The sequence below is a fragment of the Nonomuraea sp. NPDC047529 genome (assembly GCF_040642995.1).
Taxonomy (GTDB): domain Bacteria; phylum Actinomycetota; class Actinomycetes; order Streptosporangiales; family Streptosporangiaceae; genus Nonomuraea.
Genome location: NZ_JBEYTJ010000018.1, coordinates 23,086 through 36,661, shown reverse-complemented (window position 1 = coordinate 36,661; position 13,576 = coordinate 23,086). Strand labels below are relative to the sequence as shown.

General features: G+C 72.4%; 15 protein-coding genes. 8 read left to right on the top strand and 7 right to left on the bottom strand.

The annotated features are described in order from the left end of the window. Positions 1–27 precede the first annotated feature (27 nt). Together ABZ815_RS26710 and ABZ815_RS26705 are read right to left on the bottom strand one after the other, a co-directional pair. On the bottom strand, positions 28–417 hold the full coding sequence (locus tag ABZ815_RS26710; RefSeq protein WP_357702451.1) for a VOC family protein: 390 nt from the start codon (positions 415–417) through the stop codon (positions 28–30). A 105-nt stretch (positions 418–522) separates the two neighbouring features. After that, a complete protein-coding gene (locus ABZ815_RS26705) occupies positions 523–1,326 on the bottom strand; it encodes a helix-turn-helix domain-containing protein (RefSeq protein WP_357702449.1) in 804 nt (267 codons plus the stop codon). Positions 1,327–1,399: 73 nt separating this feature from the next. On the opposite strand from ABZ815_RS26705, the gene ABZ815_RS26700 reads away from it, so the two are divergent. Both ABZ815_RS26700 and ABZ815_RS26695 read left to right on the top strand, forming a co-directional pair. Further along, a complete protein-coding gene (locus ABZ815_RS26700; RefSeq protein ID WP_357702447.1) occupies positions 1,400–1,846 on the top strand; it encodes a hypothetical protein in 447 nt (148 codons plus the stop codon). A 75-nt stretch (positions 1,847–1,921) separates the two neighbouring features. Then, positions 1,922–2,263, top strand: coding sequence for a DUF5713 family protein (locus ABZ815_RS26695; protein WP_357702445.1), 342 nt, complete (start codon positions 1,922–1,924; stop codon positions 2,261–2,263). A gap of 14 nt (positions 2,264–2,277) precedes the next feature. Here the strand turns inward: ABZ815_RS26695 and ABZ815_RS26690 are convergent, their stop codons facing one another. After that, positions 2,278–3,105, bottom strand: coding sequence for a helix-turn-helix domain-containing protein (locus ABZ815_RS26690; RefSeq protein ID WP_357702443.1), 828 nt, complete (start codon positions 3,103–3,105; stop codon positions 2,278–2,280). Between ABZ815_RS26690 and ABZ815_RS26685 the strand changes: the two genes are divergently transcribed. Continuing rightward, positions 3,104–3,649, top strand: coding sequence for a TIGR03086 family metal-binding protein (locus tag ABZ815_RS26685; RefSeq protein WP_357702441.1), 546 nt, complete (start codon positions 3,104–3,106; stop codon positions 3,647–3,649). The genes ABZ815_RS26690 and ABZ815_RS26685 overlap by 2 nt on opposite strands. Before the next feature lie 83 nt (positions 3,650–3,732). Here ABZ815_RS26685 and ABZ815_RS26680 read toward each other — a convergent pair whose 3' ends face one another. The 3 genes from ABZ815_RS26680 to ABZ815_RS26670 all read right to left on the bottom strand — a co-directional run bounded on the left by ABZ815_RS26680 (position 3,733) and on the right by ABZ815_RS26670 (position 6,700). Continuing rightward, entirely contained in the window at positions 3,733–4,239 is a 507-nt protein-coding gene (locus ABZ815_RS26680; RefSeq protein WP_357702439.1) for a hypothetical protein, read from the bottom strand. Positions 4,240–4,423: 184 nt separating this feature from the next. Then, positions 4,424–5,269, bottom strand: coding sequence for a viomycin phosphotransferase (vph, locus tag ABZ815_RS26675; protein WP_357702438.1), 846 nt, complete (start codon positions 5,267–5,269; stop codon positions 4,424–4,426). 36 nt (positions 5,270–5,305) lie between these two features. After that, positions 5,306–6,700: an NAD(P)H-quinone dehydrogenase gene (locus ABZ815_RS26670; protein WP_357702436.1), complete on the bottom strand. Its 1,395-nt coding sequence runs from the start codon at positions 6,698–6,700 to the stop codon at positions 5,306–5,308. Positions 6,701–6,947: 247 nt separating this feature from the next. Here ABZ815_RS26670 and ABZ815_RS26665 point away from each other — a divergent pair, with 247 nt between their 5' ends. Then, positions 6,948–7,373: a gamma-glutamylcyclotransferase gene (locus ABZ815_RS26665; protein ID WP_357702434.1), complete on the top strand. Its 426-nt coding sequence runs from the start codon at positions 6,948–6,950 to the stop codon at positions 7,371–7,373. On the opposite strand, the gene ABZ815_RS26660 is transcribed toward ABZ815_RS26665, so the two are convergent. Continuing rightward, positions 7,370–8,674, bottom strand: coding sequence for an MFS transporter (locus tag ABZ815_RS26660; RefSeq protein WP_357702432.1), 1,305 nt, complete (start codon positions 8,672–8,674; stop codon positions 7,370–7,372). The genes ABZ815_RS26665 and ABZ815_RS26660 overlap by 4 nt on opposite strands. Positions 8,675–8,787: 113 nt before the next feature. Here ABZ815_RS26660 and ABZ815_RS26655 point away from each other — a divergent pair, with 113 nt between their 5' ends. Genes ABZ815_RS26655 through ABZ815_RS26640 form a run of 4 tightly spaced genes read left to right on the top strand, consistent with a single transcriptional unit; the run spans position 8,788 to position 13,558 of the window. Then, positions 8,788–9,768: an Lrp/AsnC family transcriptional regulator gene (locus ABZ815_RS26655; RefSeq protein ID WP_357702430.1), complete on the top strand. Its 981-nt coding sequence runs from the start codon at positions 8,788–8,790 to the stop codon at positions 9,766–9,768. After that, the gene (locus tag ABZ815_RS26650) at positions 9,765–11,069 is read left to right on the top strand and encodes a M20/M25/M40 family metallo-hydrolase (protein WP_357702428.1); all 1,305 of its coding nucleotides are present in this window, start codon (positions 9,765–9,767) and stop codon (positions 11,067–11,069) included. The genes ABZ815_RS26655 and ABZ815_RS26650 overlap by 4 nt, the downstream gene beginning before the upstream one ends. Positions 11,070–11,072: 3 nt before the next feature. Beyond that, the gene (locus tag ABZ815_RS26645; protein WP_357702426.1) at positions 11,073–11,876 is read left to right on the top strand and encodes a purine-nucleoside phosphorylase; all 804 of its coding nucleotides are present in this window, start codon (positions 11,073–11,075) and stop codon (positions 11,874–11,876) included. Between the two features lie 38 nt (positions 11,877–11,914). Next, positions 11,915–13,558: a phospho-sugar mutase gene (locus ABZ815_RS26640; RefSeq protein ID WP_357702723.1), complete on the top strand. Its 1,644-nt coding sequence runs from the start codon at positions 11,915–11,917 to the stop codon at positions 13,556–13,558. The last annotated feature ends 18 nt before the right edge of the window (positions 13,559–13,576 follow it).

Here is a 13,576-nt window from a genome sequence, read left to right as displayed (position 1 = left end):
GCTCTGCCGCGGCCCGGCGCGGGTGCTTCAGCGCAGGTCGCCGGTGATGATCCACAGGTGGCCGTACGGGTCGCGGAGGCGGCCCGAACGTTTGCCGTAGGGCCGGTTCTCGATCGGCACGACCGTCTCCGCCCCCTGGGCGGTCATGCGTTCGCCGACGGCGTCGGGGTCGCCGACCTCGACCTCCAGGAGCACCGGGGAGCCGCCCAGGTCGTCCGGCGAGAGCCAGCCCCACGCGGCGACGGCCGGTGAGACCCGGAAGGCGGCGCGCCCGAGGCGGTGCTCGATGACGGCGGGCCGCCCGTCCTCGCCCTGGTCGGCGCGGAACACCTGCTCGGCGCCCAGGGCGTCCTGGTAGAAGGCGGAGGCCCGGTCGGGGTCGGGCACGATGAGACGGGGAAAGAGGTTCAGGTCCATACGGCCATCGTGGCTTCGCGCGGCGACGGCGGTCTTGAACATCTGGGAACGCCTCGCGACGTGCCACCGGCGCCCGTGGGCGCCGGTGGGGCGGCGCGACGGGCGTCAGCGCGGGGGTTGGGGGGTTGGGCCTTCGGTGCGCAGCCATTCCGTGGGGGTGCAGCCGGCCATCGCGCGCCACTCGCGGGTGAGGTGGGCCTGGTCGGCGAAGCCCGACGCGGCGGCCACGTCCGCCAGCCCGGCCACGCCGGACCGCGCGGCGGCCACGAGCCGGGCCCGGGCGGCCTCGAACCGGACGAGCCGCTGGTACTCCTTCGGCGTCACCCCCAGCTCGGCGCGCACCGCGCCGCTCAGGTGGCGCCGCGAGCACCCGAGGAGCCGGGCGGCCTCCTCGACCCGGCCGGTCCCGGACAGGGCCGCCAGCGCCGCGCGGGGTGTACGGCGGGCGGCGCGGTCGCCGTGGCGGGCCAGGCCGGCGAGCAGGCGGCGTTCGACGAGGGCGCGGCGCTGGGCCCAGGACCGGCAGGCCGCCAGGCGCTCGGGCAGGTCGGCCAGCGCCGGGACGACGTCCGCGAGCTCGGCCACCTCCCCCGCCAGCGCCGACGCGGGGACCCCGAGCAGCGCGGCGGCGCCCGGCGGGGTGAGCGTCAGCCACAGCCCGCGCGTGCAACCCCGCTGCCGCAGCTCGGCCGCGTCCAGGTGCAGCCCGGCCACGGCGGCCCGCAGCCGCCGCCCCGGGCCCGGCCGCCCGACCCACGCGATGTCGACCGGGTCCGCCTCCGGGATCGTGATCGACAACGTGGACGACGGCAGCCCGCGATGAACCCCGCCAGAACCGGGCCCGAGGTCGTAGGCGGCCAGCGTCGTCACGTACGGCGACAGCGCGGCGGGCATCCCATTAGCGCTCACCCGGCCACAGTACGTGCCGCCACCGGTTCGACGTGCGGGTGAGGGGCAGGCAGGGCGGGGTAGCGGCCAGGGCATGCACACACTCGTCAAGGGACTGATCGCGGGAGCGGCAGGCACCACGGCGCTCAACACCGTCTCCTACCTGGACATGCTCGTCCGGGCGCGGGCCGCGAGCAGCACGCCGCGCCAGGCCGTGGAGAAGCTGTCCGGCCTGACCCACACCGACCTCGGCGACGGCGACCGGGGTGCCAACCGCGTGGAGGCGCTGGGCTCCCTCATGGGGTACGCGACCGGGATCGCCTCGGCCATCGCCTACGGGGTCCTGTCGGGGCGGCGCAGGTCGTGGCCGGTCGGGGTGCTGGCGCTCACCGCTCTGGCCATGTCCGGCTCGAACGTGCCGCTGACGCTGCTCGACGTCACCGATCCGCGCGAGTGGCCGGCGGGCGCGTGGGTCTCCGACGTGATCCCGCACCTGGCGTACGGGGTCACGGCGTACGCGGCGTACGAGCTGATGCGCTGACCTCGGCCGGGCGGATTCTGTCGGTCGCGCGGTGCATGATCGAGCCGTTCGACCGCGACCGCGAAGGAGCTAGGGATGTCCCCCACACATCCGCAGGTGACCGGCCACCCCTTTCTCAAGGCCATGTACGACGACGGCTACTACCCCGATCACGTCGTCGACAAGGGCCGGGCCGTCCTGCTGCGGTTGTGCGAGCGCATCGAGACCGAGCAGCCCGCCGACCTGGCGGCCCTCTACGCGCTCACGCATGCCGCGACGGAGGAGTTCAACGAGCTCGACGAGGAGTTCCACGAGGCCGGCAGCGAGATCGAGACCGTCGCGCGCGACGCGATCGGCGAGGAGTTCTGGTTCGTGGCCTCGACCTACGGCTTCCCCGAGGCGGATGTGGAGGAGCTGATCGCCCCCCGCGAGTGGTGATCCGCCCGCAGGCGTCAGGTCTGGAGGTTGAGGCGGGCGTAGGCCGCGGGCGGCATGCCGACGGCGGCCGTGAAGTCGCGGGTCAGGTGGGCCTGGTCGGTGTAGCCGAGCTCGGCGGCGAGCGTGGCGAGGTCGAGGCCCTGCTGCACGCGTTCCGCGGCCTCGTGCAGCCGGAAGCGGCGGATCACCCATTTTGGGCCGATGCCGACATAGTCCCGGAACAGTCGTTGCAGCGAGCGCACTGACCGGCCCGCTCTGGCGGCCAGTTCGTCGACCCTGGTCACGGTCACGTCGTCCTCCACCATCCCTACCAGCGCCGCGGCCTCCTCGGCCAGCGGGTCCGGCTCGGGCCCGAGCTCCAGCAGGAACGCCTCCACCAAGGCGATGGCGGCGCCCGGGTCCTGCTCGGCCAGCACGCCTTCGACCAGGGCCGGGCCGGAGGCCGCGAACATCTCGCCGATCTCCACGAACCGGCCGGTGAGCTCCGACACCGGGGCACCGAGCAGCGTCCGGAAGCCGCCGGGGCGGAAGCGGGTGCCGAGCGCCCGGCCGCTGCCCCGCATCGTGTACGAGAACCCGCCGTCGATCACGCCCGCGATCTGGTGGAAGTCCTGGACGATCGTCATGTTCACGGTCGGGTGCGACAGGATGCGCTGCTCGTACGGCTCGGCCAGGTCGGTCCAGGTGACGACCCAGAAGTGGTCCACGTACGCGGCCAGCTCCGGCGACTGCGCCTGCCGCGCGAAATCGAAGGCGGCGAGCCCCGCGTACGGGTTGACCCAGCCGCGCTGTCGCGTTTCTACAAGCCGTGCCTCGGGCAGGCGGGACATCATGTCTGCCATGGAAGACATGATGCCGCTGATGGCGCGGGCCACCGACCGGACCGCGGGTCTGGTGACCGGGGTGCGGCCCGAGCAGTTCGAATCCCCGACGCCCTGCGCGGAGTTCGACGTCAAGGCGCTGGTCAGCCACCTGGAATGGGTGGCGGAGATGTTCGAGTCGCTGGCGCGCGGCGGGGAGCGCACCGAGCAGGGCCCGTACGCGGGCGACTTCCCCGAGCGGGCCGGGCGCATGCTGGACGCCTGGTCGCGGCCGGAGGCGTGGGAGGGCACCTGCGACGCGCTGGGCGGCCTGCCGATGACCGTGGTGGCCCACCTGTGGCTGGTCGACATGGTCGTCCATGGCTGGGACCTGGCCAGGGCCACCGACCAGGCGTACGAACCGGACGCGGAGGCGGTGTCCCGGGGGCTGCGGTTCACCGAGGAGACGGTGGAGATGGGCCGGCGGCAGGGGGCGTTCGGGCCGCCGGTGGCGGTGCCGGACGACGCCCCGCCGTTCGACCGCCTGCTCGGCCTGATCGGCCGCGACCCGGCCTGGAAACCCTGAGAGGGGGCGCTGCGGCAGCTCCACATGCGCGCAGCACCCCCGCGGGGCCGGTCGGCAGGCCCCTGGTTGGGTCAGGCCACGAATCAACGCCCGGCAGGGACGGGCTCCGCGCCCTCCCGGGCGGGGACGGCACGCCGCCCGACGGCGACGAGCGCCGCGGCGATGTACAGGACCTGCTCCGGAACGCGCTGCCACAAGGGCGACGCCTCCCCGCCCGCGAACGGCACGTCGGAGACCGCCGCGTAGATGTTCGCCGGGAGCAGGAGGACGAACAGCAGAGCCAGGCAGAGCCCGGCGGCCCGGCGCGTGCCCGGCAGCACCAGCCCGAGCGCCCCGGCCAGCTCGAACACGCCGGTCAGGTAGACCATCGCGGCCGGGAACGGCACGAAAGGTGGCACCATGCGCACCAGGTCGCCATGGTTCGGCATGAAGGTCACACCCTCGGGGACGAAGTGCGCGCTCCCCGTCATGACCAGCATCACCGCCAGCCCGTGGGCCACGGACACCTGCCAGGTGCCGAACCGCCGCACCCCGAGCACGCCCAGCAACCGGAAGCCCACCGTCGCCACCAAGAGAACGATCACAGTCACCGGGAACACCTCATTGGATAGTAGCGTTATCCGAATATTGGATAATGCTACTATCCAATAAGTGTCATGGCAAACGGGCCGGCGAGACGTCCCCGAGCCGCAGGTCACCCTTGAAGACCAGGTCCGGGTGCTCCGGGACGACGAGGAAACCGCGCAGGTCGGTCCGTCGACGACGGGGACGGCTTCAGCGGTAGCCGGTCAGGCCGTCCGCCAGTTCTTCCTCGTCACCGTCCCGGTGCGCGGACAGGGCCTGTTGCAGGGCGAAGGTCGCCCGGATGACGGCGATGCGGCCGGCCGTCCCGCTGTCCGACCAGCCGCCCAGCGCGAGCACCCGGTCCAGGAACCGCGTGCCGTAGCCGGCTCCGACGGCCGCGAGGTCCTCGGCGGGATCGCCGATCGTGACCTCGTCCCAATCGATCACCCCGCCCAGCACGGGCAGTCCGTCCGCGCACTCCCACAGGACGTTCTCGGGGCCGAGATCGCCGTGCACCACCGCGTCGGCGACGTGCGGAAGGCCGTCGAGCGCCGCGAGCTCCCGCTCGGCCCGCCGGCGTCCGCCGTCGGACATGAGCCCGAACAGCTCGGCGCGGACGTCCGCCGCGAACTCCCGCCATCGATCGCGCGGCGCCGGCAGGGCCGCTCGCACGCTCTCCTCGGCGCCGATCCTGGCCAGTTCGGTGAGCAGCGTGACGTACTGAGCCGCCGCGGCCTCGGCCACCCGGGCATCTTCGAGCGCCTCGGCCTCCAGCGGGGCTCCGGGAACGCGGCTGAGCACCAGGAACCGCGGCTGGTCCGCGCCGTGGCCGCCACCCTCCGACAGCGGCCGGGGCGTACGGAACCCGAGCTCGAACCCGGCGAGCAGGCGCAGGACGGCGGCCCGCTGCGGCAGCCGGGTGGCGGCGGCCTCGGTGCGAGGCAGGCACACGACCCGGTCCGCGCCGATCACCACCTGGTGGAACTGCCCCTGACGGACGGTGAGGTCCTCCAGGTCGACGCCCGGCAGCAGCCGGCTCAGCAGAGCACGATTCATCCGCGACATCTCCTCAGGGCGTCATCGGCCACGGCGCTAGATGCCGATGGCGGCCTCGGGCTGCATGAGACGGCGGGCCGCCTCGGTGATCGAGCCCGACAGCGACGGGTAGACCGCGAACGTGTGGGCGACCTGGTCGACCGTCAGCCGCTGCTGCACGGCCAGCGACACCGCGAGGATCAGCTCCGAGGCGCGCGGGGCCACGATCACGCCGCCGAGCACGATGCCGGTGTGGGGGCGGCAGAACAGCTTGACGAAGCCGTCGTTGAAGCCCTGCATCTTGGCCCGCGCGTTGGTGGCCAGCGGCAGCTTGACCACGTTCGCGTCGATCTCGCCCGCCTCGATCGAGCGCTGCGCCACGCCGACCGCCGCGATCTCGGGGTCGGTGAAGATGTTGGAGGCCACCGTGGCCAGCCGCAGCGGCTGGACGGCCTCGCCCAGCGCGTGCCACACGGCGATGCGGCCCTGCATGGCGGCGACCGAGGCCAGCATGAGCACGCCGGTGCAGTCGCCGGCCGCGTAGACGCCCGGCGCGGAGGTGCGGGAGACCTTGTCGACCTTGACGAAGCCGTTGCGGTCGAGCTGGACGCCGGCCTCCTCAAGGCCCATGCCGCCGGTGTTGGGGACCATGCCGACCGTCATCAGCGCGTGGGAGCCCTCGGCCGTGCGGCCGTCCTCCAGGGTCACCACCACGCCGTCGGCCGTGCGCTTGACGGAGGCCGCGCGCGAGCGGCCCATGACGTTCATGCCGCGCCGCCGGTAGACCTCTTCGAGCACCTCGGCGCCGTCGGCGTCCTCGTTGGGCATCATCCGGTCGCGGCTGGAGACCAGGGTGACCTCCGCGCCGAGCGAGCGGTAGGCGCCGGCGAACTCGGCGCCGGTCACGCCGGAGCCGATCACGATCAGGTGCTCGGGCAGCTCCTCCAGATCGTAGAGCTGCCGCCAGGTGAGGATGCGCTCGCCGTCGGGCTCGGCCCCCGGCAGCACGCGCGGCGTCGCGCCGGTGGCCACCAGCACCACATCGGCCCTGATCGTACGGTCGCCCGCGCGGACGACCTGCGGATCGACCAGCCGCCCCCGCGCCTTGATGATCTCGACGCCCTCGGCCTCGACCCGGGTCGCGATGTCGGCCGACTGGGCCTGGGCCAGCTCCTTGACCCGCTTGTTGACCAGCGGCAGGTCGACGCCGACCACGCCCGCGTCGCCGTCGGGGCCGCCCGAGAACGACACGCCGAGCGAGGGCGCGTCGAGAAGTGCCTGCTTGCGGACGGAGGTCGCGATCAGCGTCTTGGACGGCACGCAGTCGGTGAGCACGCAGGCTCCGCCCGGGCCGTCCTGCTCGACCATCGTGACTTGCGCGCCTAGCTGGGCGGCCACCAGCGCCGCTTCGTAGCCGCCTGGTCCGCCACCAATGATCACGATCCTCGTCACGTGTCCCATTCTCCCGCACGTGCCCCCGGAAGCCGCAACCGGGCCATGGCGGGATGACGCTCCCGTGGACATGGGGGACACATGGGCCTTCCGTGCCCGGCTTGATGGACCGACACGCCGGGTCAGCGTGGCAGGATGGCGCGGTAGCTGGATGACGAGCGGCACCCGGCGAGAGGGGTGGATCGTGGCGTGGCTTTCGGATCAATCAGGGAAGCCGAATGATCTACGGCTGTATGCCTCCTACGGGATGAACATGGACCCCGAGCAGATGGCCATGCGCGCCCCGCACTCCCCGATCTGGGGGGTCGGCTGGCTGACCGGCTGGCGGCTGACCTTCGGCCGCACCGACAGCAAGTGGGAGAGCTCGATCGCCACCATCGTGGAGGATCCCGACGAACACGTCTTCGTCGTGCTCTACGACGTGCCCGAGTGGGAGGAGACCTCGCTCGACCAGTGGGAGGGCGCGGTCCGCGGGGCGTACCACAAGGTGCGGCTGCGGGTGCAGACCCTCGACGGCGAGGCCGTGGCCTGGTTCTACGTGCTCGACGGCTACGAGGGCGGCCTGCCCTCGGCCCGCTACCTGTGCAACCTGGCCGACGCGGCCGAGCGTGCGGGCGCCCCCGACGACTACGTCAAGGAGCTGCGGGAGCGCCCCTGCACCTCGGCGCCCTAGCGCAGCGGCTCGTCCTTGGTCTCACGCAGCACGAAGACGTAGACCAGCGTGGAGATCAGGGCCAGGGCGGACATGTACCACGGGAACATCCCGGGGTTGCCCGCCTTCTGGAGCGCGGTGCCGATCAGCGGCGCGGTGCCACCGAAGATCGCCACGGTCAGCGAGTACGGGAACCCGGCCCCCGCCGCCCGAACCCGGGTCGGGAACAGCTCGGAGTTCACCGCGGCCGAGACCGAGGTGAAGCAGCCCAGGAACACCATGCCGATCATCTGCACGACGAGCAGGCTCGCGAAGGAGTCGGTGAGCAGCCCGAGCAGCGGCACCGGCAGGATCAGGAAGCCGAGCCCGAACGCGATCAGCATCGGCTTGCGCCCGATCTTGTCCGACAGCAGGCCGAGCAGCGGCTGCAAGAACATGAAGAACACCAGCGAGATCGTGCCGACCTGCAGCGACTCGGCCTTGTCGAACGAGACCGTGATCTGCGCGTAGGTGGGCAGGAAGCTGGTCCAGGTGTAGTACGCGACGGTGCCGGCGATCGTGATGCCGACGATGGTGAGCGCGGACTTCGGGTGGAGCCTGAGGAACTCGAACATGCCCGGCCGCTTGACCTCACCCCGCTGGATCTCCTCCGCGACCGCCGAGGTCTCGTCGGCGCCCTTGCGGATCCACAGGCCGACGAGGCTGAGCAGTGCGCCCACCAGGAACGGGATGCGCCAGCCGTAGGAGCTCATGTCCTCCTTGACCAGCGTCGCGGTGAGCACCGCGGCCAGTCCGGAGGCGATGAGCTGGCCGATGGTGGTGCTGACGTACTGGAAGGAGGAGAACAGGCCGCGACGGCGCGGCGGGGCCGACTCGACGAGGAACGTGGTGGCGGCGGCGAACTCACCGCCCACGGACAGGCCCTGGACGAGCCGGGCCAGCGTCAGGATGACCGGTGACAGCAGCCCCACGGCCTCGTAGGTGGGGGTCAGGCCGAGCAGCAGCGAGCCGCCGCCCATCAGGACGATGGTGAAGGTCATGGCGGACTTGCGGCCGTACCGGTCGGCGAAGGCGCCCACCAGCAGACCACCGAGGGGCCGCATGAAGAAGCCCACCGCGAAGACCGCGAACGAGCTCAGCAGCGGCACCAGGCTGTTGCCCGAGCTGTCGGGGAAGATCTGCGCCGAGAAGACCGTGGCCAGGAAGGTGTAGGCGTACCAGTCGTACCACTCGACCACGTTGCCGATGCTGGCCGCCATCAGCTGACGGACCCTGCTCTTGGGTATGCCGAGCGGCGATTGCGCGACGGGGGAGGTCGACACGGCATGTCTCCTTTTGCTGACACGTGGGGTGATGGCTTACTGTGCATTCGGAAGACCGAAACAGTCAAATGTCTGGGCAATTATTTACAAACCCGACACGGAAGCGGTTGCAGGTGGACGTTCTCGACCGACGGCTCGTCGCCGCGCTCCAGGTCAGCCCGCGCGCCACGTGGGGCGAGATCGGCCGGGCGGTGGGCGAGCACGAACGCACGGTCGCCCGCCGGCTCCAGCGACTCATCGCCGACGGCGTCGTCCGTGTCACCGCGATCTACGACGACCTGCGCACCGGCCACGGCCGCCCCGCGCACCTGCACGTCCAGGTGCGGCCCGGCACGGCGGCCCAGGTGGCCAGGTCGCTCACCGACCGGCGCGACACGCGGTCGGTCTATGCGCTGACCGGGGCCGCCGACCTGGCCTGCGAGCTGGTGCCGCCGTCCCGGCAGGACCTGCACACCATCCTGTCCCACGACATCAGCGACATCGACGGCGTGCTCCAGACACAGACCCAGGTCGTGCTGCACACGTTCACGACCGTGGCCGAGTGGCACGCGCCCTTCCTGACCGAGCGGGAGGTCGCCGAGCTGCGCCCCGCGCCGCCGCCGCCCGACCTGCCCGACGAGGACGGCCTGTCGCCGCTGGAGAAGGAGATCGCCGAACTGCTGGCGGCCGACGGCCGGGCCGCCTTCACCACGATCGCCGAACGGCTCGACCTCTCCGTGCCGACCGCCCGGCGGCGGGTCGGCTCGCTCATCGACCGGCGGTTACTGCTGCCGCGCGCCGAGGTCGAGCCCGCGCTGCTCGGGCTGGAGGTCGAGGCCATGCTGTGGCTGAAGGTGCGGCCGTACGGGCTCGGCGAGACCGGCCGGCGCCTGGCCGCGCACCCCAACGTGCGGTACTGCGCCGCCACGTCGGGCACCCACTCCCTCATCGTGCAGGTGGCGGTGGCCCATGAGGCGGACCTCTATCGTTTCATGACCGACGTGCTCGGCCGGCTCGACGAGATCACCGACAGCGACCTGACCCTCATCACCCGCGCGTACAAACGCGGCCACCTTCACAAGTCCGGACTGCTCACCCTGGAGAAGACGCCATGACACCTGCCGAGAAGGAAGTCGCCGACCTGTGCGTGGAGCTGATCCGCGTCGACAGCAGCAACTACGGGGACGGCAGCGGCCCCGGCGAGCGGGCCGCGGCCGAGGTCGTCATGGCCCGGCTGGACGAGGTCGGCATCGAGGCGACGTACGTCGAGAGCGAGCCGGGGCGCGGCAACGTGGTCACCCGCGTCGAGGGCACCGACCCGTCCCTGCCGGCGCTGCTCGTCCACGGTCACCTCGACGTGGTGCCCGCCAACGCCGCCGACTGGTCGGTCGACCCCTTCGCCGGCGAGGTCAGGGACGGCTACATCTGGGGCCGCGGCGCCGTGGACATGAAGGACATGGACGCGATGATGCTGGCCGTGCTGCGCCAGCTGAAGCGCGAGGGACGCCGCCCGCGCCGCGACATCGTCTTCGCCTGGGTCGCCGACGAGGAGGCCGGCGGCGTGTACGGCGCCAAGTACCTCACGGCCCACCACCCCGAGCTGTTCGAGGGCGTGACCGAGTCAATCAGCGAGGTCGGCGGCTACTCGCTGGAGGTCGACCCGTCGCTGCGGCTGTACCTGATCGAGACGGCCCAGAAGGGCCTGGCCTGGATGAAGCTGGTCGCCGACGGCACCGCCGGGCACGGCTCGATGCTCAACTCCGACAACGCGGTCACCGAGGTCGCCAAGGCCGTGGCCCGGCTCGGCGGGCACGAGTGGCCGCTGACCTACACGCCGACCGTGCGCCAGTTCCTCACCGAGGTCGCCGACGCCTTCGGCCTGCCGTTCGACGAGGACGACCCGGCCCCACTGCTGGACAAGCTCGGCCCGCTGGTGCGGTTCGTCGGCGCGACGCTGCGCCACACCACCAACCCGACCCAGCTCGACGCCGGCTACAAGTCCAACGTCATCCCCGGCCAGGCCACGGCCGTCGTGGACGGGCGCTTCCTGCCCGGCTTCGAGGACGACTTCTTCAAGACCGTCGACTCGCTCATCGGGCCGAACGTGCGCCGCGAGTTCGTGCACCACGACATCGCGCTGGAGACGACGTTCGACGGCGCGCTGGTCGAGTCGATGATCGCGGCGCTGAAGGCCGAGGACCCGACGGCGCGGGCGGTGCCGTACTGCATGTCGGGCGGCACCGACAACAAGACCTTCTTCGCCGACCTCGGGGTGCGCGGCTTCGGGTTCGTGCCGCTGCGGCTGCCCGGCGACATGGACTTCGCCTCGATGTTCCACGGCGTGGACGAGCGGGTGCCGGTGGACGCGCTGCAGTTCGGGGTGCGGGTCCTGGACAGGCTGCTCCTAAACTACTGAGATGTGAGCAACGACGCATACACCCTGGCCGTAGAGGCCGCCGCCGCCCTGACCGGCGCGGCCGGCCTCGACACCTTCGACGTGGCCCTCGTCATGGGGTCGGGGTGGGTTCCCGCCGCTGACGCGATCGGGCAGACCGTGGCCGAGATCCCGTTCACCGATCTGCCCGGCTTCCGCGCCCCGGCCGTGGCCGGGCACGGTGGCAAGATCCGCGTCGTCCGCACCCCGTCCGGGCGGCACGCGCTGGTCTTCCTCGGCCGCACCCACCTGTACGAGGGCCTGGGCGTCGACGCGGTCGTCCACGGCGTGCGCACGGCGGCCGCGGCGGGCGTGCGCACGATCGTCCTGACCAACGCGGCGGGCGGTCTGCGGCCGGAGACCCAGAACGTCGGCGACCCGGTCCTGATCAGCGACCACGTCAACCTGACCGGCGCCAACCCGATCACCGGCACCACCTTCATCGACCTCACCGAGGTCTACTCGCGCCGCCTGCGCGCCCTGGTCCGCGAGATCGACCCGACCCTGGCCGACGGCGTCTACGTGGCCTTCCGCGGCCCGACGTACGAGACGCCGGCCGAGATCCGGATGCTGCGCACGCTCGGCGGCGACCTGGTGGGCATGTCCACCGTGCTGGAGGCCATCGCCGCCCGCGAGGCGAACCTGGAGGTGCTCGGCGTCTCCCTGGTCACCAACCCGGGGGCGGGCCTGTCCGGCGAGCCGCTCAACCACGAGGAGGTCCTGGAGGTGGGCCGCGCCACGGCCGCCCGCATGGGCGTGCTGCTGGCCAAGGTGGTGGACCGCCTGTGACCCCCGGCCTCCCGCCCGAGTCCGGTGGTGACGTGCCGCTGCCGCCCGTCGACGCCGACCTGCTGCGTCGCGCCCGTCAGTGGCTGGCCCAGGACCCCGACCCGGACACCCGGGCCGAGCTGTCCGGCCTCCTGGAGGACGACGACCTGCCCGCCCTGCGCGAGCGGTTCCAGGCCAAGCTGGAGTTCGGCACCGCCGGCCTGCGCGGCGAGCTGGGCGCGGGCCCCAACCGGATGAACCGGGTCACCGTCATGCGCGCCGCCGCCGGTCTGGCCGGTGTGCTCGGCCCCGGCAAGCACGTCGTGATCGGCTACGACGCCCGGCACAAGTCCGACGTGTTCGCCAGGGACACCGCCGCCGTCCTGACCGGCGCGGGACTGCACGTCTCGCTGCTGCCGCGCCCGCTGCCCACGCCGGTGCTGGCCTTCGCCGTGCGCCAGCTCGGGGCCGACGCGGGCGTGACGGTCACGGCCAGCCACAACCCGCCCAGGGACAACGGCTACAAGGTCTACTGGGGCGACGGCTCGCAGATCGTGCCGCCGGTCGACCGGGAGATCTCGGCCGCCATCGACGCCGTGGGCCGGGTCGACCAGCTTCCCCTCGACGGCCCCGGCACGCTCACCGAGCTGGGCGAGGACATCGTCGACGACTACATCGACGCGGTCACCGCCCTGCCGCTGGGCGAGGCGCGCGACCTGCGGGTGGCGTACACGCCGCTGCACGGGGTGGGCTCCGGGACGCTGACGGGCGCCTTCCTCGCGGCCGGCTTCGAGACGCCGATGGCCGTGGAGGAGCAGCGCAACCCCGACCCCGACTTCCCGACGGTGGCCTTCCCCAACCCGGAGGAGCCCGGGGCGATGGACCTGGCCGTCGCGCTGGCCGCCAAGCTCGGCTCCGACCTGATCCTGGCCAACGACCCCGACGCCGACCGGTGCGCGGTCGGCGTGCCGCTGCCCGACGGCACGTGCCGCATGCTAACCGGCGACGAGGTCGGCGGCCTGCTGGCCGAGCACGTGATCACGCACACCACGGGCGACCGCCTGGTGGCCACCACGATCGTCTCCTCGACGCTGCTGAGCAAGATCGCCCAGGCCCACGGCGTGCGCTACGGCGAGACGCTGACCGGGTTCAAGTGGATCATGAAGGCGGGCGAGGGCCTGGTCTTCGGCTACGAGGAGGCCATCGGCTACAGCGTCGGATCCGACGCCGGCCTGCCGGTCCACGACAAGGACGGCATCGGCGCGGCCCTGACCGTGGCGGCCGTCGCCGCCGCCGCCAAGCGCGACGGGCGCACCCTGCTCGACCTGCTCGACGACCAGGCCGTCCGGTACGGCCTGCACGCGACGTCCCAGCTCAGCTTCCGGGTCGCCGACCTGTCGCTGATCTCCGGGGCGATGGACCGCCTGCGCGCCGCCCCGCCGTCCCGGCTCGGCGACCACGAGGTGGAGGCCGTCGACGACCTGAGCCGCGGCGACGGCGGCCTGCCGCCGACCGAGGGCCTGCGCTTCCGGCTGTCCGACGGCGGCCGCGTCGTGGTCCGCCCGTCGGGCACCGAGCCGAAGCTGAAGTGCTACCTGGAGGTGGTGGTGCCGGTGACGGGCGAGGTGTCGCAGGCCCGCGCGTCCGCCGCCCGCGACCTCGACGCCCTGAAGGCCGACCTCACCACCGCCCTGGAACTCTGAGCGCCTCCGGTCCCGCTC